Origin of the sequence: Citrobacter werkmanii (genome assembly GCF_008693645.1) — a bacterium.
Taxonomy (GTDB): Bacteria; Pseudomonadota; Gammaproteobacteria; order Enterobacterales; family Enterobacteriaceae; genus Citrobacter; species Citrobacter werkmanii.
The window spans coordinates 3,419,600-3,440,770 of record NZ_CP044101.1; the positions used below are offsets into that span (position 1 = coordinate 3,419,600).

The following is a 21,171-nucleotide window of genomic DNA, read 5'->3' on the forward strand; positions in this document are numbered from 1 at the left end:
TTGCAGGGATTACGCAGTACGAGCGACGGCATCTCGCGAGGCGGCGTCACGCTCATTACCCACTAATTCACTTAACTGTCCGTTACGCATCTCCAACAGACGATCGGCGTGAACAAAATAGTGATCGTCATGGCTAATAGCGAAGATGGTTTTACCCATTTCCTGCATCAGCGGCAATAACACCTGATAGAACTCACGGCGGAAGTGCGGGTCCTGATCGGCAGCCCATTCATCCAGCAGAATAATGTCACGCTCCTCCGCCAGCGCCAGCAGCAGCGCCACGCGTTTTTTCTGCCCTTTCGACAGCTTGAGATTGAGAATACGCCCATCGTTCAGCTCAAGCTTGTGACCCATCTTCAGATGTTCCAGCCACTTCGCCACCAGCGCCGGATCGGCCTCTTTACCTTCCGGACCGAGCAGTTTGTCGAACAACCAGACGTCGGTAAACACAGCGGAGAACAGCTGGCGATAGTCCTCTGGTTTTTCGACAGCAACCGCTTTGCCGTCGAGCAGGATCTCGCCTGACTGCGGTTGATACAACCCGGTGAGTAACATAGCCAGTGTGGATTTCCCGCTACCATTGCCGCCAATCAGGAAGATCAGTTCCCCGCGACGAATAGTCAGATTTACCGGTCCGACAGAGAACGCATTATCCTGATAGTGGAATACCACGTTACGCAGCTCCAGCGTTTGCCAGTCCGGAAACGCGGTTGGTCGCGGGAATTCGGCCTTAAAGGGCACCAGTGAGAATTTATTCAGCTTGTTAAAAGCGACCTGTGCGGTGAGCAGCGTCGGCAATGCGCCAACGGCAGAAAGCAGCGGCGTACGCAGGAATAACAGCGTCAGCGAATAGGTCGCCGCCACGGCGGTATCCGCCCAGCCCAGACTGTTAGCCATCCAGAACACCAGGCCAATGGCGCCCAGCATCATAATGTTCGACCAGTTCACCGCGCTGAGGTGGAAGGTATCGGCACGGATAATATGGTGACGATATTCTTTAGCGTCCGGGACGTATAATTGATTAAAGATATGCTCGGCGCGCTCGCGGTTGAGCGTCAACTCTTTGCGCCCTTCCAGCACCGTCTGGTAATCGTTGTACAATTTGTCTTCTGTTTCGCGCAGGGTGGCCATATGTTTATATACCCGCGCGACCAGCACAAACCCGCCCCAGATGGTGATTGCCATCCAGATTGCCGTCACCAGCAGCATTTTGGTTGATAGCATCGCCAGATACGCCGCCGACCCAATAGTCAGGATAATCCCCTGCACCAGCTCAGGCAGACGAACAAAAGCAATGGTGATGTTGCGGATATCGCTGGTTAAACCGGCCAGCAACGAGGCGCTGCCAAGCTGTTCGATACGCTCGACGTGGGTGTCCAGAATACGCTTGATAAATTCACTACGCAGGCGGTAAACAAAGTGGTGTCCCAGCGTGGTTAACGCCAGCTGTGAGCCAAGGGTAACAATCATCAACAATAGCAGCAGGCCAAGAAACTCCGGCAGCACCATCAATGTGGTGTCGACCGTTTCAATCAGGCGCTGGTTAATAAACGCAATCAGCCCAATTCCCAATGCAGCGCTGGCGAGGCTGAGCGCCATGACGCTGATAAATGGCCAGCGATACTGCCGCCAGACAAGAAATAAAAGTTCCATGCAAACAACCCGGACAAGTAATAACAGCCCGCAGTTTAAACATCTCTTTGCCGACAGCAATAATAATTCTTATTTTTATTCTTTTTTACCAGCCTGGCGAAACGTCAGATTGTAACGACAGTCACCGGTTAACGGATGATACCCTGTCTTAAGCGGCTGGATCCCATGATAAAACAACCGTGAGTTCCCACCCCATACCACGACATCGCCATGCTCCAGCAGTAAACGTTTTAAAGGGTCATTACGGCGCAAACCGCCAAACTGAAAGATGGCCGGTAACCCCAGCGAAACAGAAACGATAGGCGCCCGCAGGTCAGGTTCGTCTTTATCCTGATGTAATGACAGTTTCGCCCCTGGCGTGTAGCGGTTAATAAGGCAGGCATCGGGTTGAAAATCGGCATAGCCCGCCGCCGTTGCCGCCTGCTGGCACAGCGCAGCGAAAGCATCCGGCATCGGCGGCCATGGCGCACCGGAAAGCGGGTCAAACGGAGAATAAAGGTAGCCATGTTGATCCGTCGTCCAGCCCAAATGACCGCAGTTGGTCATCGCCACCGACATCGTGTAACCGCCGGGCGTCACCATCTGGCGAAACGGCGACTGTCGGGCGACAGCCGCGATCGCCTGCAGCAAAGACGGCGCGGACTCAAAGGCAAAACGCCGCAAAATTACCGCGCCGGATGCCAGCGGTTCCTGCCAAGGTTTCTCATCCGCAAAGAGATCAAGCATTACGTTTCCTCCCCAGTAGTTTCTCGTTGCAGTAACTGCGCTTTGCGCGCAATACCCCAGCGGTAGCCCGAAAGCGCGCCATCATTACGGATCACCCGGTGACACGGGATGACAATCGCCAGTTTGTTGGCTCCGCAGGCGCTGGCCACCGCGCGCACCGCTTGCGGTTTACCGATGGCGCTGGCTAACTGCTGGTAACTAACCGTCTTACCACATGGGATTGCGCGCAGCGCCTGCCACACCTGCAGCTGGAATGCGGTCCCGCGGATATCCAGCGGCAGCGACAGTGGCGTATTGCGCGTATTAATCACGGCGATAACCTCACGCACATGCTGCTGGAAATCGGCATCGGCTGCTTCATCCTGAGCGGCGGGAAACAGCTCATGCAGTTCCGCGACCAATGTAGCATCATCATCACCCAGCAAGATCGCGCAGATACCGCGTTCGCTTTCCGCCACCAGGCAACGCCCCAGGGCGCAATCTGCCAAGGTATAGCGCACAGAAACGTTGTCGCCGCCTTTGCGAAATTGCCTGGCGGTCATCCCTAGTGCCTGATCCGCTTGCCGGTAATAGCTGCTGCTGTCGGGGAATCCGGCGTTCAGAATCGCCTCGGTTACTGGTGCCCCTTTTGCCAGGGCATCGCGCAGACGACGAGCGCGCCAGGACTGCTGCCACGCTTTCGGGGTCATGCCCGTCGTGGCTTTAAACAGACGGTGCAAGTGATACGGGCTCATCGCCACCTGCTGCGCCAGCTCATCCAGCGTGAGGGGCGACTCCTGCTCCAGCAACTGACAGGCGTGGGCTATTTTGTCCAGCCGATGCTGCTGCGCGCTGTCTTTATCCGGCTGGCAGCGTTTACAGGGCCGAAACCCGGCGGCCTGCGCCTGCTGGGCATCAGCAAAGAAACTGACATTTTTGCGCAGCGCATGTTTCGCCCGACAGGACGGACGGCAGAAAATACCGGTGGTGTGGACGGCGAAAACAAACTGACCGTCGGCGTCAGCATCACGATCCACAACAGACTGCCAGCGGTCATCATCAGTTATGCGTAAACGACTTTTCATTATGGACTCCTTTGTTAAGCATAGCGCTTAGCCTCAGTGTGTCCTGATAGCCAGGTATAAAAACCCGCAATCTTGCTTTTTAATTTTTTTCGCTGAGCAGAAAGCTTTTAAACTGCGGCGACATCCAGGTTTTAAACCCTTGCCCCTCTTTCATAATCATATACACCGCCAGCCCTTCACGACGCACCACCTCTTTGGCCTTTTCCGGGCCGAGCACCATCAAACCGGTATCCCAGCCGTCAGCCTCCAGCGCCGTAGGGGCTATCACCGTCACAGACACCAGATTGTGTTCGATCGGACGCCCCGTTTGCGGATCGATAACATGCGACAGGCGTTTACCGTCCAGCTCGTAATAGTTACGGTAGCTACCGGAGGTACTGATGCCGTGCCCGTTAATGTCGACAACCGCTTGCACCGCGTTTTCTCGATCGGTGGGTTTCTGGATCGCCACCCGCCATGGATGACCTTCCGCATTCATACCACGGCTGTTTAGCGCACCGCCAACGGAAACCAGATAACGAGCGATCCCCTCTTGCTCCATCAGTCGCGCCAGATGATCGGCGGCATAACCTTCACCAACGGTAGACAGATCCACATACAGATCCGGCAAGTCTTTTTGCAGGTAATCCCGATGAGCCTCATTAATCACTTTCAAATGTGAAAGTCCGGTTTGCGCTTTTGCGGCGTCAATTTGCTCCTGAGTGGGAATGTGTACGGGTTGCTGATCCGGACCGAAACCCCACAGGTTGACCAACGGTCCCACGGTGATATCCATCGCCCCATCGGTTTTCGCGCCAATTCTCAGCGCCGACGTGACGATATCCGCCATAGCGTCATTGACCGGCCACGGCGACAAGCTTTTCGACAGATTAAAGCGCATCAGGGCAGAATCATTTTTATAGGTTGAAAGAAGCTGATCGTCAGCATCAAGCTGAGTCTGGATCTTCGCCTGCAACTCCCTGGCGCGTTTGGCATCCACGCCCACCGCGCTGACCCGCCAGAAGGTGCCCATCGTTTTACCTTCCAGAACGGTGGCGGATTGAGCGGTCTGAGCCGGTTTCGGGGCCTCATCGCACCCGACAAAAAAGATCGTCACAGCCAGCAGCGCTGCGCGATAAAAATTCATTTCCATACGTAATTATCCTCATGCGAACGAGCGCAAGAGTACACCAAAAATCGTTGTTTGTACGGCGGAAAAAAAGCATTAAAAAAGGCCCCGCAGGGCCTTTTAACAATAATAAGCGCAGATTAGAACTGGTAAACCAGGCCCAGTGCTACGATATCATCGGTAGAGATGCCAGCATCACGGGTGAACTGGTTGTCATCCAGCAGGTTGATTTTGTAATCAACATAGGTGGACATGTTTTTGTTGAAGTAGTAGGTTGCGCCAACATCAACATATTTCACGATGTCCTGGTCACCGTAACCATTGTTCAGGTCTTTACCTTTAGACTGCAGGTAAGCCACAGACGGACGCAGACCGAAGTCGAACTGGTACTGCGCAACAGCTTCGAAGTTCTGCGCTTTGTTAGCCCAGCCCAACTTACCCGCACGCGTTGCGTTGTAGGTCTGGGTGTACTGTGCTGCCAGGTACACGTTGTTCGCGTCGTATTTCAGACCACCAGTGTAAGTTTCAGCACGATCGCCAGTACCGAAGTTCAGCTTGTTCTGCTCGTCAGTACGTTTAGAGCTGGTGACTGCAGTACCCAGGGAGAAGCCTTCACCGATATCATAGGTGATAGATCCGCCAACGCCGTCGCCGTTCTGATTCAGTGCATCACGACCGTTGCCGGTCACACCCGTCATGCCTTCGCCTTCCGGGCTACCGTTTTTACCCTGGTACTGAATGGCAAAGTTCAGGCCATCAACCAGACCGAAGAAGTCGGTGTTACGGTAGGTCGCGAAGCCGTTACCACGCTGCTGCATGAAGTTGTCAGAAGTGTAAGTGTCGCCACCGAATTCCGGCAGAACGTCGGTCCAGGACGTTACGTCGTAAACCACGCCGTAGTTACGACCGTAGTCGAAAGAACCTGCATCAGCGAACTTCAGACCAGCAAACGCCACACGGGTCCAGGCGTTGTTTTCGTTTTCAGAGGAGTTACCCATGATCTGGTATTCCCACTGGCCGTAACCGGTCAGTTGGTCGTTAACCTGGGTTTCGCCTTTGAAGCCGATACGCATATAGGTCTGATCACCATCTTTAGAAGAGTCATCAGAGAAATAGTGCAGACCATCGACTTTACCGTACAGGTCTAATTTGTTGCCGTCTTTGTTGTAAATTTCAGCCGCATTTGCTGCGCCTGCTACCAGCAGAGCCGGTACCAGGAGGGACAGTACTTTAACTTTCATGTTATTAACCCTCTGTTATATGCCTTTATTGCTTTTTTATGCCACTGCTCACTGGCTAACCCTCATTAACCAGTCGGCAACTTCATTCTCCGCAAAAACACAGAATAATCCAACACGAATATGATACTAATACTTTAAAGATGTTTCATTTATCTATGTAGATGTTTCAAAATATTAACAAAAGGGAACTTTTTTTAATTAAGGAAATGGAGAGAATAAGCACAAATAGTCAAGAATCATTATAAAATATATATAAATCAATAAATTAAACAAATGGCAACCATAGCACTGAATGATAAAAAAAAATCTTCACTCGCAACTAAAATAGACTCGCTATCATCATTAACTTTATTTATTACCGTCATTCATTCATGAATGTCTGTTTACCCCTATTTCAACCGAATGCTCTGCGTTCGGTTTTTTTTTACTCTTCTTTACACAAAGCTGACTGCTCTGTGCTACCGATGAAAAACTATCACGTCTATTAATCATCCCGTCACGTCGAGATCAGAAATAAACCTTATTATTAATTTCTTGTTATTTAATGCTAAATGTATACATTCACTACAAAATATTTGTACCCGTTATTATCCGCTGTACACTTTTGCACCATCGGGGGGTTGCAGCAAAATGTGACGTAGACAATGCAAACTCTGTGGCATGGTCCAGGTATGGCAATTCATACATTACCCTTTATACTGCCCCTTCAACTTTCGCGTCGTTTAACAGGTCATAAACACGAATGAGTCAGTCTGACACAACGGCTTCTACCCGATTCTCCCTACTACCGGGAAATATTACCCGTTACTTCTTATTACTGATCGTGGTGCTGTTGGTGATGATGGGCGTCATGGTCCAGAGCGCCGTCAATACCTGGCTAAAGGATAAGAGCTATCAGATTGTCGATATCACCCATGCCATTCATAAAAGGGTCGATACCTGGCGATACGTGACCTGGCAAATTTATGACAATATTGCCGCCACGCCGAGCTCGCCTGGCGCAGAAGGGCTGCAGGAAACTCGCCTGAAACAAGATGTCTACTATCTTGAAAAACCTCGCAGAAAAACCGAGGCGCTGATTTTCGGCTCACATGACAGCTCTACGCTGGAGATGACCCAACGAATCTCAACCTATCTGGATACGCTGTGGGGCGCGGAAAATATTCCATGGTCAATGTATTACCTTAATGGTCAGGACAATAGCCTGATCCTTATCTCAACATTGCCGCTAAAAGATCTGACTTCCGGCTTTAAGGAATCGACGATCGGTAATATTGTCGACTCCCGGCGCGCTGAAATGTTGCAGCAGGCCAATGCGCTGGATGAGCGCGAAAGCTTCTCGTCGCTGCGCCGCCTGGTCTGGCAAAACGGACATTACTTCACGCTGCGCACGACCTTTAATCAGCCGGGACATCTGGCAACGGTTGTCGCCTTTGACCTGCCGATTAATGACCTGATCCCTGCCGGCATGCCGCTGGACAGTTTCCATCTGGTCCCTGATGCCAGTTCAACGACTGAACACGTCAATGAAAAAGAGTCGCCTGACAGCGTCAGTATTAGCTTCAACAACAGTAAAATTGAGATCTCATCGGCGCTGGACACGACGGATATGCGGCTGGTCTGGCAGGTTCCATTTGGCTCATTGCTACTCGATACGCTGCAAAACATTCTGCTGCCGCTGTTACTGAACATCGCGTTGCTGGCCCTGGCGCTGTTTGGTTATACCACCTTTCGTCACCTCCCTGCCCGTTCAACCGAAGTGGCGCCAAATCATGCGGCAAATAATGAATTGCGGATCCTGCGTGCGATCAATGAAGAGATTGTTTCCCTGCTGCCGCTGGGATTGCTGGTGCACGATCAAGAAGCCAACCGCACGGTAATTAGCAATAAAATTGCCGACCACCTGCTGCCGCATTTAAATCTGCAAAATATTACCAGTATGGCGGAACAACATCAGGGCGTTATTCAGGCCACTATCAATAATGAACTGTATGAAATCAGGCTGTTTCGCAGCCAGATCTCATCGCGAACGCAGATCTTTATCATTCGTGACCAGGACCGTGAAGTACTGGTTAATAAGAAGTTGAAGCAAGCGCAGCGGCTGTATGAGAAAAACCAGCAGGCCCGCGCGGCCTTTATGCAGAATATTGGTAATGCGCTGAAGGACCCGGCTAAAACACTGGCTGCTAATGCCGCCGCGCTCAATACCCCCGACAGCCAAAAACTGGCCAATCAGGCCGACGTTCTGGTTCGCATGGTGGATGAAATCCAGTTGGCTAACTTGCTGGAAAGCGACGCCTGGAAAGGTGAATCGACGCTGTTTTCCGTGCAGGCGTTGATTGACGACGTGGTCCCGGAGGTGTTGCCGGCCATTAAGCGTAAAGGGCTGCAGCTACTGATTAAAAATCACCTTAGCGCTCATGACGAACGCCGTGGCGACCGCGATGCCCTGCGTCGTATTTTGCTGTTGCTGATTCAATATGCGGTAACCACCACGCAGATTGGTAAAATCACACTGGAGGTCGATCAGGATGAATCGGAAGCTGAACGTCTGACCTTCCGCATTCTGGATACCGGGGAAGGCGTCACGCTACAGGAAGTTGATAACCTGCATTTCCCGTTCATTAATGACACACAAGGCGATCGTTATGGCAAAGCCAACCCGTTAACGTTTTGGCTGTGCGATCAGTTAGCCCGTAAGCTGGGTGGACACCTGAACATTAAAGCGCGGGAAGAGCTTGGAACACGTTATATAGTCCATGTTAAAATGCCACTGCACGATCAACATGCTGATAGTGAAGAGCGCCTGTTAGATGACGTCTGCGTGATGGTTGATGTGACCTCTAATGACGTACGGAGCATCGTATTACGTCAACTGGAAAACTGGGGGGCAACCTGCATCACGCCCGACGAACGGTTGAATAGTCAAGAATATGATCTCTTTTTAACAGATAATCCGTCTAATCTTACTGCCTCGGGCTTGCTTTTAAGCGATGATGAGTCTGGCGTACGGAAAATTGGCCCCGGCCAGCTGCGCGTCAACTTTAATATGAGCAATGCTATGCAGGAAGCTGTCCTCGAGCTGATAGAAGAGCAGTTGGCACAAGAAGAGCTCCAGGAGCTCCCCCTCGGCGGAGATGCAAACGCCGAACTTCATGCCAGCGGTTACTATGCACTCTTTGTAGACACAGTACCGGATGATGTTAAGAGGTTGTATACTGAGGCAGCAATCAGTGATTTCGCTGCGTTAGCCCAAACGGCTCATCGCCTGAAAGGCGTGTTTGCCATGCTTAATCTGGTACCCGGCAAGCAGTTATGTGAAGCGCTGGAACATCTTATTCAAGAGAAAGATGCTCCAGGTATAGAAAAATACATCAGCGACATTGACGCATACGTCAAGAGCTTGCTGTAGCAAGGTAGCCCAATACATGAACACTATGAACGTAATTATTGCCGATGACCACCCGATTGTACTGTTCGGTATTCGTAAATCACTTGAACAGATCGAGTGGGTTAATGTTGTCGGCGAATTTGAAGACTCCACAGCACTGATCAACAATTTGCCTAAGTTAGATGCTCATGTGTTGATTACCGACCTCTCCATGCCGGGAGATAAATACGGTGATGGGATCACGTTAATAAAATACATCAAGCGCCATTTCCCGAGCCTGTCAATTATTGTGCTGACCATGAACAATAACCCGGCCATCCTGAGCGCGGTGCTGGATCTCGATATTGAAGGGATTGTCCTGAAGCAAGGCGCGCCAACAGACCTGCCGAAAGCGCTGGCCGCGCTGCAAAAGGGGAAGAAATTTACTCCGGAAAGCGTTTCTCGTCTGCTGGAAAAAATCAGCGCCAGTGGCTATGGCGACAAACGCCTGTCACCGAAAGAGAGCGAAGTTCTGCGCCTGTTTGCCGAAGGTTTCCTGGTGACTGAAATTGCCAAAAAGCTCAACCGCAGTATTAAAACCATCAGCAGCCAGAAAAAATCGGCGATGATGAAACTCGGTGTGGAAAACGATATCGCGCTGTTGAATTACCTCTCTTCCGTGACGCTGAGTCCTTCAGATAAAGAGTAATTAACTGCCTGATGGCACTGCGTTTATCAGGCCTACGAACAGTTTGTTCCGTAGGCCTGGTAAGGCAAACCCCGCTATCCGGCATCTTTATCCCCGCGCCTTCCTCACTCTTTCCGCATAGACCGTCAGCGTTTGCTTCAATACATCTAATGTCACTGGCTTGGAAAGACAGCTATCCATACCGGATTCCAGACACCGCTGCTTCTCTTCAGCCAGCGCGTTTGCCGTCACGCCCACAACCGGCAACGTTAAACCTAACTGGCGGATGCGCTGAGTCAGGCGATAACCATCCATGTTTGGCATGTTGACGTCGCTCAGCACGATGTCGATATGGTTTTTACTCAGTACATTGAGGGCATCGACACCGTCATTCGCCGTTTTACACTGATATCCCAACGATCCCAGTTGATCGGCCAGTAAACGCCGGTTGATAGGATGATCGTCGACCACCAGTATCATCATGTCATCGTTGGTAGCGCCGACTTTATCCGGAGCGGGTAGCGCCGTCGAGAGTTCTTCACTCCCCAGATCAACGCTGTAAATATGCGCCAGCAGCGCGGGCAGTTCGTGCGGTGACGCCACGCTGTGCACCCACTCCCCTGGCCCCCTTTCCAACGGAATCCCAATATGGCGACGGCAGAAAATCACCGCGGCACGTCCTTGCCACACCTGTTCCAGCACATCATCGGCAACCAACAAGTCATCAGCATCCGGGCGCTGCCCCTCATAACGCAGCACGGTCACCCCGTTACGCATCAGACTGGATTCGACAAAGCGATACAGCGATGCGTTACGCACCGCCAGCCAGCAACGGGTGCCAGCCAGTCCTTCTACGCCTTTTTTCTGCGGATACTGGGCGCCATAAAGAGGAATACGGAGCGTAAACTGGCTGCCCATTCCCGGTTCTGAATCAACGGAAATGTCGCCATCCATCATGCTGATCAGTTTTTCACAGATAGCCAAACCGAGCCCGGTTCCCTGGAAATTACGCTGTACGCCAGTGCCCACCTGGAAGAAAGGATCGAACAAACGGACCACTTCTTTGGCGGGGATACCCACCCCGGTATCACGCACACGGATACTGAGGTAATCACCGTCACACTGCACATGCAGCACAATGCAGCCGGTATCGGTAAACTTGATCGCGTTACTCAGCAGATTGGAGATCACCTGCTGTAAACGCATAGGATCGCCATTCAACGCGACGGGCACATCCGGGTCGATAAAACAGTACAATCCCAACTGCTTACGCACCACCAGCGGCAGATAGTTTGCCGTAATATGGCTCATCACTTCACGCGGTGAGAACTCGCGCGGTTCAATCTTCAACTGTTCAGATTCAATTTTCGAGAAATCGAGAATATCGCTGATAATTTTCAACAGCAGGCTGGAAGAGTTATTCATCGCCGTCACCAGGCGATCCACCCCGTTGGGTAACTCTTTGGTTTGCAACAAATCGAGGTTACCGATAATGCCATACAGCGGCGTACGCAGCTCATGGCTCACTGTCGCAAGGAACATCGATTTGGACTGACTCGCCTGTTCCGCCGCCTGGGCCATCTCCTGCAACGACTCTTCCATTTTAACGCGCGCACTGACGTCAACCAGGACGCAAATTGCCACGTTTTCATTGCGATAGCGCGAATGCACAAAGCTGATTTGCAGATTGGTATTGTTACTGGTCAGCACATCGACAAAATTAACCTGCTGGCCGCAGATGATTTGCGTTAACCGTTGCCGGTCTTCATGCGTCAGCATGTTCAGATAGGTATGCGCCAGTTCATTACTCAGGATGTTAATGCCATCCAGCGTGCGCAAAATACAAATTCCCACCGGCGCGGAAGCCACGATTTTACGGTTAAATTGCTCGTGTTCCTCCAGGCGCTGAGCATCGCTTTCCGCAGGAATAAAAATACGCCGCTCATACATACGCGTAAGCATAAACAATGCCGCGCCGACCAGCACATTCAGCAGAATAGCGTTCAGGATCATCATGCGGATCCGCTCCAGCACCAGATCAACCGGAACAGAGTACACAATGCTCAGCGATGACGGCGGCAGATTTTTCTTCAGCACCAGATCGCGAAAACCCGGCGTATAGCCAAACCAGGAACGCTCCTGCATCCAGCGTGGTTCAGCCTTAATATTCCCCTCAGGGCCGGTGAGCGAAATCAGCGCATGGCCATTTTCATCGAGAATGGTCACCCCCATCGGCAAACTGCCCGGCGTGAAGAAGTTCTCCATGCGAATAGGTTGTTCCACGCCCAGCAGCGCCTGCAAACGGTTGGCAAGATAAACCGGCGTCAGCGCATAGAAATAGCCCACTCCAGGACGCGGCCCCTGGCTAATCCAGAACAGGTTATTACCGTTTTCATCCTGCGGCGCATTGCGATACTTAATAATGCGCTCATGCAGCGCTTTCAGGGCCTGGTCACGTTCGACGGGCATCTCACGCAGACCAAAGTTCGCCATACAGAGATTATCGCTGCCGATCAGGAATACGCGATTCAAATCATAGGCAGCAGAAAAATTGTCGCGCCAGTAGCGCATAAACCACGCCAGCGACTCCAGAGAACCTCGCCAGGCGTTGCCCATCACCGAACAGTCGGAGTCGGCAAACAGCGGCTCAAAATTAGGTACGACGGTTTTGTCATCCCGCGCCCGCAGCGACATCACGCCGTTTTCCGCCGTTAAGCGATTCTCGGCAATATATTTCAGCTCTTTAATAACATCCGATGTGCGCTGGATATAACGCTGGGCCTGATCGGAGCTGAGGTTAAGTTCCTGATGGATCTCAGACTCTCTCTGGTGCAGCGCGTTCACAATGTAGAACACGGAGGCAAAAGCGATCAGACACCAGATCAGGAGCGCCAACGCTCTGAACAGGTAGCGTGAGACTTTTAGGGTTGAATGAACGGAAGCAAGGTATTTCAAAGGGGCGAAGCTCCGCCTCAGGGCATTAATAGAGTGTGGTTAAGGTAGCGGTAAATGTCCGGCGTCGCAATGCCCTCTCTTTACGGGAATATGATACACCGCTCTGAAACCGTTGTCTTAACCCCGCGACGTTTACACCACCGAACAATTTCTGCGCCGATGACTTCTCTTGTTTATATCGTAGAAATCGCCAGCCGTTCAGCAGTCTTATCTGAAAATGAGAAAAAACGCTTCGCGCCTTACCCTGCTTAACGACACGCAGAACATCGTCTACTCCCCTGCGCGTGCACGAGTCCGCGAGCGCCACAGAGGTAACTTGAAGGAAAAAGTGTATATGTCATAATAAACAAAACCGAGGGACCTCAATGAACATTATCGAACAGCTTCAGTTACTGGTAAAAACGGGCTCACACACGGAACAAACTATTAGCCGTTACATTCTGGCTACATTATCAGGTGCAGAAAAACTGACCTCGACAGCAATATCAAAAAAGACCCATACCAGCCAACCGTCTATTGTTCGTTTTGCCCAGGCTCTCGGTTATACCGGTTTTACTTCCTTTAAATATGATTTAATTAAGTGTCTGCGTAGTGAGCCCGCCGCCCTGCTTCCGGCGCAGGCGGCCAGGAACAATATTATTCTCAGTGAATTTATTAACAATAATAACCCAGCGGCAATTAATACTTTCTTTGAAATTATCAGTTCCAGTCGTAATCTTTATTTTTGTCACTCACGGGAACTCGGCTCTCTGCTCAGTAATATTATTCAGGACTATAGTGATATTGGTAAGGTGTGTATTCCCGTTGAGTATCAAAACGCCGATTCGCTGTTAGCCAACAGCCTGACAGATTGTGATTCCGTCATCCTGCTGCCGGGCCCTAAGGATGAGCCAGATAACCAGTTGATTACATTGATTCGCGAGCATGAAGCCGCCTCGCTGGCCGTCGCCTGCCATCAGAGCGGTACATCACTGGCCGATGTGACGCTCTACACCCCGCAATCCAGCGTCAGCCCTCTGAGTTTCGCCGCGTTGAAAATGTCACTGCATACGCTTTTTTTTCATGCCCTGCAATATTGCTATCTGAATATGAATAATGAAAAGACGTCCCATAAACGATGATCGTTGGCAGGGTCAGGGGGAATAAGATACCCTGCTTTAATCATAGAAATTAAAGCCAAAAAGAATGTTTATGAGACGTGAAAACCAGATTAATTACAACTGCACAATCTTCCCTGTTGATAACGAATGATGCACCGCCTCACAGATTAACGTCGCCTGTAGCCCATCGTCAGCTGTTGCCAGATACGGCGTATCAAATAATATGTGTTCCACAAAATCATGTATTGGCTGAATTCCATATCCGCTGGCCTTATTATTAACGTAATTAATGAAGTTATAATTTGGTGTCGCGCTACGCTGTGGGGTAAACATTTCATAACCGCGCAACTGCGCATCCGCACGATAATAGTTATTTTCAGTGATCACAAAACTCCGACCATCATTGGCTTTGGGGAACGTTGGAGGTAAACACCACCCTACTTCCACCGTCCATTGCGCACCATTTTCAAACGTAACAAACGACTGAATGGTATCCCAGGAATCGATGCCTTCAGCCACCAGTTTCTTCTTCTGTCCTATCGCATAGACACTTACCGCGTTAGCGCCGTTCATATAATAGCGAATTAAATCAAAACAGTGAGTACCGAGGAAATGGACCGGAGAGCTCTCGTTCGCCCACGATAACCAGTTTTTTGGCACGTCTATGATGTCATCCATGCTCATATAGCCACGCAGTACCTGTCCGGTTTCCGGCTTCAGCAGCTCATGATGAATATGTTGCGCCATCCCGTCCCAGCGCTTGTGGTAATCAACGCCGATTTTCACCCCATGCTCTGCGGCACAGAGAATAATCTCCCGACATTCCGCCGAGGTTGTCGCCATCGGTTTTTCAATCAGCACATGTTTGCCAGCGGTGATGGACTCAATCGTAGCATCAAAGTGGAACGGATCCGGGGTGGCGATCGACACCAAATCGACCTGCGTGGCGGCAAACAATTCTGCCAGCGATGCAAAGCCGGGAGTGTGAAACTCCTGCGCCACGCTGGCCCGGATTTCCGGGTTGATTTCGCAAAACCCGACCAGATTCACCCACGGATTATAGTGATAAGCATTGATATGGTGTTTGCCGTAAATTCCCGCGCCAACCACCGCGGCATTGATTTTGTTCATGACACGATTCCTCAGTTAAACAAACCAAAAGAAAACAGATAGCCGATAGCCACCGCCAGAGGTGCGGTAATCATTCGTGACAGCAGGAAAGCCGGTACACCAAGGCGAATGGTTTTCTCTTTCGCCTCCTGCATAGAAAGCCCAACGGGAATAAAGTCAGCGCCTACCTGGACATTTATCGCAAACAGCGCCGGCAACGCCATCAGGGGTGAAACCACTCCGCTGCCGATGAGCGTCCCCACCAGCACGCCCACCACCTGTGCTATGGCCGCCCCCGGAGCCAGAATCGGCGAGATAAACGGTAAGCCGCAGATAATCGCGATCACAAACAGACCGGTTAACGATCCGGCAAGCGGTGACAGCGTATTCCCGGCCCACTGACCAATTGCCGTTTCCTGCACCAGAGCAATCAGCACGGAGATAAAAGCCATAAACGGAATAACGTTTTTAATGCACAGCTCAACCGACTCGCGCGCGGAGGTATAGAGCAGGCTGACAAAGTTGCCTATCCCCGTCGCAAATCGGGTCATCAACTCCAGTGCGGTGTTGGTCGCCGAACCGCGCGGTTTGGTATCCCCCTGGCGACTGACGGCCACCGAAGCATCACCAGCGGACAGAGGTTCAACAACATCAACCTCTTGGGCAGTGACCGGCTGATTAAACGTTTCAATCAGCGATAGCGATTCACTGCTGACATCAGAAATGTAGATATCCTCGGTGATATACTTCGCCAGCGGCCCCATCGCGCCGGTGGGGAGAATATTGATGGTCTTGATTCTTTTTTGTGGGTAGATGCCGCAGCGCAATGAACCGCCGCAGTTGATCACCACGCAGAGGATTTTCTTATCATCCGGCATCGCATCAAAGCCGTTAACAACCGGCATCTCCAGCATATCACCCAATTTTTTGGCAATCGGGTCAATGCTTTTCCCGGTGAGCGACAAGATGACTTTGCTGGTATCGCGAGATAAATACATATCATCGCCAATCCCTGAATGACCTTTTTTAATCAGCACGGTTTTCATCGGTTTTCCTCATTATTGTCAATGGGCCCGTTAATTCATTCACGGCAGGCGGGCAATCGCTTTTTACGTGTAATGAACCATAGGCGATTGGCTTTTCTGCCCCGTCAAATACCACTGTCATATGCCCCAGCTCACATAAGTTTTGCCACGCCGCATCTCCCCAGCAGGTGATACTCCATATCTGGTTATTAATCTGTAAAACGTAGTTCGCTGTTTTTTGTAATGGCGCGCTATTACAAACAATATTCTTAATTACCAGCACATAATCGAGATAATCTTCCGGGGCGCGATCGTTAAACGTTATCAGCATGCCACTAAGCAATCCCTCTTCTACTTTCTTTCCAGCTTTTACGACGTCAGCCGAAAATAGTACTTTCATTTTTTTTCCTTATTCCTGATTAAGTTCACGCTTCTCCAGCCTGGTGAAGATATATTCGGTAAGAAAACCGCGGATAAATCCAAGCAGAATACCTGCCGCGATATAACGCAATGCCAGATCGGCAACGGGAAGGTCGAGTCGGGTAATCCCCGCAGCTACGCCCAGCCAGATAAAGAGTTCAGATGGCACAATGTGGGGAAACAGCGAGGTCAGCGGGTGAACGGTACTGCCCAGCGCATCCTGATAAGCGGGCTTACACCGTTCTGGCAGGAATTTGCCCATGGTCAGCGCGCCGGGACTGCTCAGGAAGAACCAGGCAAAACTGGGCAATATTCCGTAGGTTAATATTTTTGATTTACCCATCAGGGTGGCGACTTTTTCCATCCGCTGCTGACCTATTAACTTCATAATGAAATTAACCGTCAGAATTAGCGTTATTAACATCGGAATAGTGCTGACGATCATCCCGGAGAATATCTTGCCAGCACTCTGAAAAAGATGGATAAAACCTTCCGCAATTTCAACTATCATAGTTAACTCCCAACGCCGAGGTAAAAGTATATTCATCCGTCAGAGGTGAACTGACAGACTGAGGCAGCCAACGCATTTCTCTTTCACACTTCAGGTGTTTTTTCTTAAATAATTTGTCGGTCTCCTGTTCACAACGGATCTTAAAATTCTTTTAGTGGACAGAATAACGTTAGCGGTAAAAGTGTGAACAAACAGTGAGCACTCTCACGAAACTATAATTATTCATTTATTTTTGTATTTTTATACATGAAGCCTGCAGCAAGCGGATAAAGGATAATTAGCTGATGGGAAAGGGAATATTCAGAACGTAAAAAAGGGAGGCAAAGCCTCCCTTTTGTGCAGTATTAAAATACTGAATTACTCTTCTGCGTCGTCCGCCGCATCATCATCGGTTTCTGCTTCAGGCGCGATATCCTCGTCGCCCTCAGCGGCACTTCCGTCGATGGAGTCGAGTTCTTCATCATCAACCGGCTCAGCAACGCGTTGCAGACCCACGACGTTTTCATCTTCCGCAGTACGGATGAGGATCACGCCCTGGGTGTTACGCCCTACTACGCTGATTTCCGACACGCGAGTACGCACCAGCGTACCTGCATCGGTGATCATCATGATCTGGTCGGTATCTTCAACCTGTACCGCGCCAACAACAGATCCGTTGCGCTCGGTCACTTTGATGGAGATAACGCCCTGAGTCGCACGAGACTTGGTCGGATACTCTTCTGCCGCGGTACGCTTACCGTAGCCGTTTTGCGTCACGGTCAGGATAGCGCCTTCGCCGCGCGGAATAATCAGAGAAACGACTTTGTCTTCGCCTGCCAGCTTGATACCGCGTACGCCGGTCGCGGTACGACCCATCGCACGAACGGCATCTTCTTTAAAGCGCACTACTTTACCCGCGGCAGAGAACAGCATGACTTCGTCACTACCGGACGTCAGGTCAACGCCAATCAGCTCGTCGCCTTCGTTCAGGTTAACCGCAATGATACCGGCGGAACGCGGACGGCTGAACTCGGTCAGCGCGGTTTTCTTCACGGTACCGCTGGCGGTCGCCATAAAGACGTTCACACCTTCTTCGTACTCGCGTACCGGCAGAATAGCGGTGATACGTTCGTTCGCTTCCAATGGCAGCAGGTTGACGATTGGACGTCCACGCGCGCCACGGCTGGCTTCCGGCAACTGATAAACCTTCATCCAGTACAAACGACCACGGCTGGAGAAGCAGAGGATCGTGTCATGGGTGTTGGCCACCAGCAGGCGGTCAATAAAGTCTTCTTCTTTAATACGTGCTGCTGATTTGCCTTTACCGCCACGACGCTGTGCTTCGTAATCGGTTAACGGCTGATATTTCACGTAGCCCTGATGAGACAAGGTCACGACAACATCTTCCTGGCTAATCAGATCTTCGATATTGATGTCAGCGCTGTTGGCGGTGATTTCGGTACGACGTTCGTCGCCGAACTGCTCGCGAATCAGCTCCATCTCTTCACGGATAACTTCCATCAGACGATCTGCGCTGCCCAGAATATGCAGCAGTTCAGCGATCTGCTCCAGCAGCTCTTTGTATTCGTCGAGCAGTTTTTCATGCTCAAGGCCGGTCAGTTTCTGCAAACGCAGATCCAGAATCGCCTGGGCCTGCTGTTCAGTCAGGTAGTACTGACCGTCACGCACGCCAAATTCCGGCTCCAGCCATTCAGGACGCGCGGCGTCATCACCGGCACGTTCCAGCATGGCGGACACGTTACCCAGCTCCCACGAACGCGCAACCAACGCAGCTTTCGCTTCTGCCGGGGTCGGCGCGCGGCGGATCAGTTCAATGATTGGGTCAATGTTCGCCAGCGCAATCGCCAACGCTTCAAGGATATGCGCACGGTCGCGGGCTTTACGCAGTTCAAAGATAGTACGGCGCGTTACGACTTCACGACGGTGACGTACAAACGCGGCAATAATATCTTTCAGGTTCATGATCTTCGGCTGACCATGGTGCAGCGCAACCATGTTGATACCGAAAGAAACCTGCAGTTGGGTCTGGGAATAAAGGTTGTTCAGAACCACTTCCCCGACCGCATCGCGTTTCACTTCAATCACGATGCGCATACCGTCTTTATCAGACTCGTCACGCAGCGCACTGATGCCTTCAACGCGTTTGTCTTTTACCAGCTCGGCGATTTTCTCGATCAGGCGCGCTTTGTTCACCTGATACGGAATTTCATGGACGATGATGGTTTCACGGCCGGTTTTGGCGTCGGCTTCGACTTCCGCGCGGGCGCGAATGTACACTTTGCCGCGACCGGTACGGTAGGCTTCTTCGATACCACGACGACCGTTAATGATCGCGGCGGTCGGGAAGTCCGGACCCGGAATATGCTCCATCAGCCCTTCAATGCTGATGTCTTCATCGTCAATGTATGCCAGACAGCCGTTGATCACTTCCGTCAGGTTGTGCGGCGGAATGTTGGTTGCCATACCTACCGCGATACCGGACGAACCGTTCACCAGCAGGTTAGGAATTTTGGTCGGCATGACGTCAGGAATTTGTTCGGTGCCGTCGTAGTTATCGACGAAATCAACCGTTTCTTTTTCCAGGTCAGCCATCAGCTCATGGGCGATTTTCGACATACGGATTTCCGTATAACGCATCGCCGCTGCGGAGTCGCCATCGACAGAACCAAAGTTACCCTGACCATCTACCAGCATGTAACGCAAGGAGAATGGCTGCGCCATACGAACAATGGTGTCGTAAACGGCGGTATCACCATGAGGGTGGTATTTACCGATTACGTCACCAACGACACGGGCAGATTTTTTATAGGCTTTATTCCAGTCGTTGCCCAATACGTTCATGGCGTAAAGTACGCGACGGTGAACCGGTTTCAGGCCATCTCGGACGTCTGGCAGCGCACGGCCAACAATGACCGACATCGCATAATCCAGATATGAGCTCTTCAGCTCTTCCTCAATGTTGACCGGTGTAATTTCTCTCGCAAGGTCGCTCATCTAACCGCTATCCCTCTACTGTATCCCGGATTCAAAGGTCGCAAATTATAACACATTCGCACAGATTCAGGTAAATGGATTCCCCCTGACAGAGGCTTTATTCATCCCGTCAGGCTGATATACTCATTTGCATCGCAAATTTAGGAGTAGAAGCCCCAATGAATGCCGAAAAACCCCCGGTAAGTCACAACGTTGACCATGAAGAAATTGCCAAGTTTGAAGCAGTCGCGTCACGCTGGTGGGACCTTGAGGGGGAATTTAAGCCACTGCACCGCATTAACCCGCTGCGTCTGGGCTACATCACGGAGCGCTCAGGCGGCCTGTTTGGTAAAAAGGTACTCGACGTCGGCTGCGGCGGCGGCATTCTGGCGGAAAGTATGGCGCGCGAAGGCGCAACCGTCACGGGCCTGGATATGGGCTTTGAACCGTTACAGGTAGCAAAACTGCATGCGCTGGAGAGCGGTATCCAGGTCGAGTACGTCCAGGAAACCGTCGAAGAGCACGCGGAAAAACATGCGCACCAGTATGACGTGGTGACCTGCATGGAAATGCTGGAGCACGTGCCGGACCCGCAGTCGGTGGTCAGCGCCTGCGCCAGGCTGGTCAAACCGGGCGGCGAAGTGTTTTTCTCCACGCTTAACCGCAACGGCAAATCCTGGCTGATGGCCGTGGTCGGAGCGGAATATATTTTGCGCATGGTGCCGAAAGGCACGCATGATGTGAAAAAATTTATTAAGCCTGCAGAGTTATTACAGTGGGTAGATCAGACCGTGCTGAAAGAGCGTCATATGACCGGCCTGCATTACAACCCGATCACCAACAGCTTTAAACTCGGTCCGGGCGTAGATGTGAACTATATGGTCCATACCACTGCCAGCGTTGATTAACCGCTTCCTGTAGGCCGGATAAGGCGTCCAACGCTGCTATTCGGCATGCTGACAGGAACAGGGCCTGATGGCGCTTCGCTTATCAGGCCTACAATTCCTGTGCCAGATCATAAGAACTTTCTTCGCCTTAGATGAAGAAATCAGCACTCGATCAAATTTTCTATTTTTTTTCTCAATTATTGACATCCCCGCCAGGCCTTATAAGACGCGCACTTAGCGATTCTTACCCTTTTGCAACCTCAATTTAACGTCAAAATCAACTCTTGTGCTGAAAAGAATCCCTACTAGAATACTCACCATATAGCGTCTATTTTATCAA

The 21,171-nt window shown here is 51.1% G+C and carries 15 protein-coding genes; 4 read left to right on the forward strand and 11 right to left on the reverse strand.

Annotated features, from left to right (window positions below; all coding sequences use genetic code 11):
- Window positions 1-9: 9 nt before the first annotated feature.
- The 5 genes from FOB24_RS17230 to FOB24_RS17255 all read right to left on the reverse strand — a co-directional run bounded on the left by FOB24_RS17230 (window position 10) and on the right by FOB24_RS17255 (window position 5,792).
- Complete coding sequence (locus FOB24_RS17230; protein WP_150345221.1) at window positions 10-1,653, reverse strand: multidrug ABC transporter permease/ATP-binding protein; 1,644 nt, start codon at window positions 1,651-1,653, stop codon at window positions 10-12.
- 75 nt (window positions 1,654-1,728) lie between these two features.
- Window positions 1,729-2,379: a DNA oxidative demethylase AlkB gene (alkB, locus tag FOB24_RS17235; RefSeq protein WP_137347674.1), complete on the reverse strand. Its 651-nt coding sequence runs from the start codon at window positions 2,377-2,379 to the stop codon at window positions 1,729-1,731.
- Complete coding sequence (gene ada, locus FOB24_RS17240; protein ID WP_150345222.1) at window positions 2,379-3,443, reverse strand: bifunctional DNA-binding transcriptional regulator/O6-methylguanine-DNA methyltransferase Ada; 1,065 nt, start codon at window positions 3,441-3,443, stop codon at window positions 2,379-2,381. Before ada ends, alkB begins: the two co-directional genes overlap by 1 nt.
- A gap of 79 nt (window positions 3,444-3,522) precedes the next feature.
- Window positions 3,523-4,575, reverse strand: coding sequence for an FAD:protein FMN transferase ApbE (gene apbE, locus FOB24_RS17245; protein ID WP_150345223.1), 1,053 nt, complete (start codon window positions 4,573-4,575; stop codon window positions 3,523-3,525).
- A 116-nt stretch (window positions 4,576-4,691) separates the two neighbouring features.
- A complete protein-coding gene (locus FOB24_RS17255) occupies window positions 4,692-5,792 on the reverse strand; it encodes a porin OmpC (RefSeq protein ID WP_085047845.1) in 1,101 nt (366 codons plus the stop codon).
- Window positions 5,793-6,534: 742 nt separating this feature from the next.
- On the opposite strand from FOB24_RS17255, the gene rcsD reads away from it, so the two are divergent.
- On the forward strand, window positions 6,535-9,204 hold the full coding sequence (rcsD, locus tag FOB24_RS17260; protein ID WP_038642214.1) for a phosphotransferase RcsD: 2,670 nt from the start codon (window positions 6,535-6,537) through the stop codon (window positions 9,202-9,204).
- A 16-nt stretch (window positions 9,205-9,220) separates the two neighbouring features.
- A complete protein-coding gene (gene rcsB / locus FOB24_RS17265) occupies window positions 9,221-9,871 on the forward strand; it encodes a response regulator transcription factor RcsB (RefSeq protein ID WP_003027592.1) in 651 nt (216 codons plus the stop codon).
- A gap of 87 nt (window positions 9,872-9,958) precedes the next feature.
- Here the strand turns inward: rcsB and rcsC are convergent, their stop codons facing one another.
- On the reverse strand, window positions 9,959-12,805 hold the full coding sequence (gene rcsC, locus FOB24_RS17270) for a two-component system sensor histidine kinase RcsC (protein WP_150345224.1): 2,847 nt from the start codon (window positions 12,803-12,805) through the stop codon (window positions 9,959-9,961).
- Between the two features lie 365 nt (window positions 12,806-13,170).
- On the opposite strand from rcsC, the gene FOB24_RS17280 reads away from it, so the two are divergent.
- The gene (locus FOB24_RS17280; protein ID WP_150345225.1) at window positions 13,171-13,926 is read left to right on the forward strand and encodes a MurR/RpiR family transcriptional regulator; all 756 of its coding nucleotides are present in this window, start codon (window positions 13,171-13,173) and stop codon (window positions 13,924-13,926) included.
- A gap of 93 nt (window positions 13,927-14,019) precedes the next feature.
- Here the strand turns inward: FOB24_RS17280 and FOB24_RS17285 are convergent, their stop codons facing one another.
- From FOB24_RS17285 to gyrA, 5 genes are all read right to left on the reverse strand, one after another.
- Window positions 14,020-15,036: a Gfo/Idh/MocA family protein gene (locus FOB24_RS17285; protein ID WP_150345226.1), complete on the reverse strand. Its 1,017-nt coding sequence runs from the start codon at window positions 15,034-15,036 to the stop codon at window positions 14,020-14,022.
- A gap of 11 nt (window positions 15,037-15,047) precedes the next feature.
- Window positions 15,048-16,061: a PTS glucitol/sorbitol transporter subunit IIB gene (gene srlE, locus FOB24_RS17290; RefSeq protein ID WP_150345227.1), complete on the reverse strand. Its 1,014-nt coding sequence runs from the start codon at window positions 16,059-16,061 to the stop codon at window positions 15,048-15,050.
- Window positions 16,042-16,440, reverse strand: a complete 399-nt coding sequence (locus FOB24_RS17295) for a PTS glucitol/sorbitol transporter subunit IIA (protein WP_150345228.1) — start codon at window positions 16,438-16,440, stop codon at window positions 16,042-16,044. The genes srlE and FOB24_RS17295 overlap by 20 nt, the downstream gene beginning before the upstream one ends.
- A gap of 9 nt (window positions 16,441-16,449) precedes the next feature.
- On the reverse strand, window positions 16,450-16,971 hold the full coding sequence (srlA, locus tag FOB24_RS17300) for a PTS glucitol/sorbitol transporter subunit IIC (RefSeq protein WP_006683705.1): 522 nt from the start codon (window positions 16,969-16,971) through the stop codon (window positions 16,450-16,452).
- A 357-nt stretch (window positions 16,972-17,328) separates the two neighbouring features.
- Complete coding sequence (gyrA, locus tag FOB24_RS17305; RefSeq protein ID WP_150345229.1) at window positions 17,329-19,965, reverse strand: DNA topoisomerase (ATP-hydrolyzing) subunit A; 2,637 nt, start codon at window positions 19,963-19,965, stop codon at window positions 17,329-17,331.
- 158 nt (window positions 19,966-20,123) lie between these two features.
- Here gyrA and ubiG point away from each other — a divergent pair, with 158 nt between their 5' ends.
- Window positions 20,124-20,852 carry a bifunctional 2-polyprenyl-6-hydroxyphenol methylase/3-demethylubiquinol 3-O-methyltransferase UbiG gene (ubiG, locus tag FOB24_RS17310; RefSeq protein WP_038642230.1) on the forward strand — a complete coding sequence of 243 codons (729 nt, stop codon included), beginning with the start codon at window positions 20,124-20,126 and terminating at the stop codon, window positions 20,850-20,852.
- Window positions 20,853-21,171: the final 319 nt, after the last annotated feature.

Bases quoted from the DNA above. Each gene is read 5' to 3' on its own strand.
- FOB24_RS17230 (WP_150345221.1), bottom strand. From the start codon at position 1,653: ATGGAACTTTTATTTCTTGTCTGGCGGCAGTATCGCTGGCCATTTATC.
- alkB (WP_137347674.1), bottom strand. From the start codon at position 2,379: ATGCTTGATCTCTTTGCGGATGAGAAACCTTGGCAGGAACCGCTGGCA.
- ada (WP_150345222.1), bottom strand. From the start codon at position 3,443: ATGAAAAGTCGTTTACGCATAACTGATGATGACCGCTGGCAGTCTGTT.
- apbE (WP_150345223.1), bottom strand. From the start codon at position 4,575: ATGGAAATGAATTTTTATCGCGCAGCGCTGCTGGCTGTGACGATCTTT.
- FOB24_RS17255 (WP_085047845.1), bottom strand. From the start codon at position 5,792: ATGAAAGTTAAAGTACTGTCCCTCCTGGTACCGGCTCTGCTGGTAGCA.
- rcsD (WP_038642214.1), top strand. From the start codon at position 6,535: ATGAGTCAGTCTGACACAACGGCTTCTACCCGATTCTCCCTACTACCG.
- rcsB (WP_003027592.1), top strand. From the start codon at position 9,221: ATGAACACTATGAACGTAATTATTGCCGATGACCACCCGATTGTACTG.
- FOB24_RS17280 (WP_150345225.1), top strand. From the start codon at position 13,171: ATGAACATTATCGAACAGCTTCAGTTACTGGTAAAAACGGGCTCACAC.
- FOB24_RS17285 (WP_150345226.1), bottom strand. From the start codon at position 15,036: ATGAACAAAATCAATGCCGCGGTGGTTGGCGCGGGAATTTACGGCAAA.
- srlE (WP_150345227.1), bottom strand. From the start codon at position 16,061: ATGAAAACCGTGCTGATTAAAAAAGGTCATTCAGGGATTGGCGATGAT.
- FOB24_RS17295 (WP_150345228.1), bottom strand. From the start codon at position 16,440: ATGAAAGTACTATTTTCGGCTGACGTCGTAAAAGCTGGAAAGAAAGTA.
- srlA (WP_006683705.1), bottom strand. From the start codon at position 16,971: ATGATAGTTGAAATTGCGGAAGGTTTTATCCATCTTTTTCAGAGTGCT.
- gyrA (WP_150345229.1), bottom strand. From the start codon at position 19,965: ATGAGCGACCTTGCGAGAGAAATTACACCGGTCAACATTGAGGAAGAG.
- ubiG (WP_038642230.1), top strand. From the start codon at position 20,124: ATGAATGCCGAAAAACCCCCGGTAAGTCACAACGTTGACCATGAAGAA.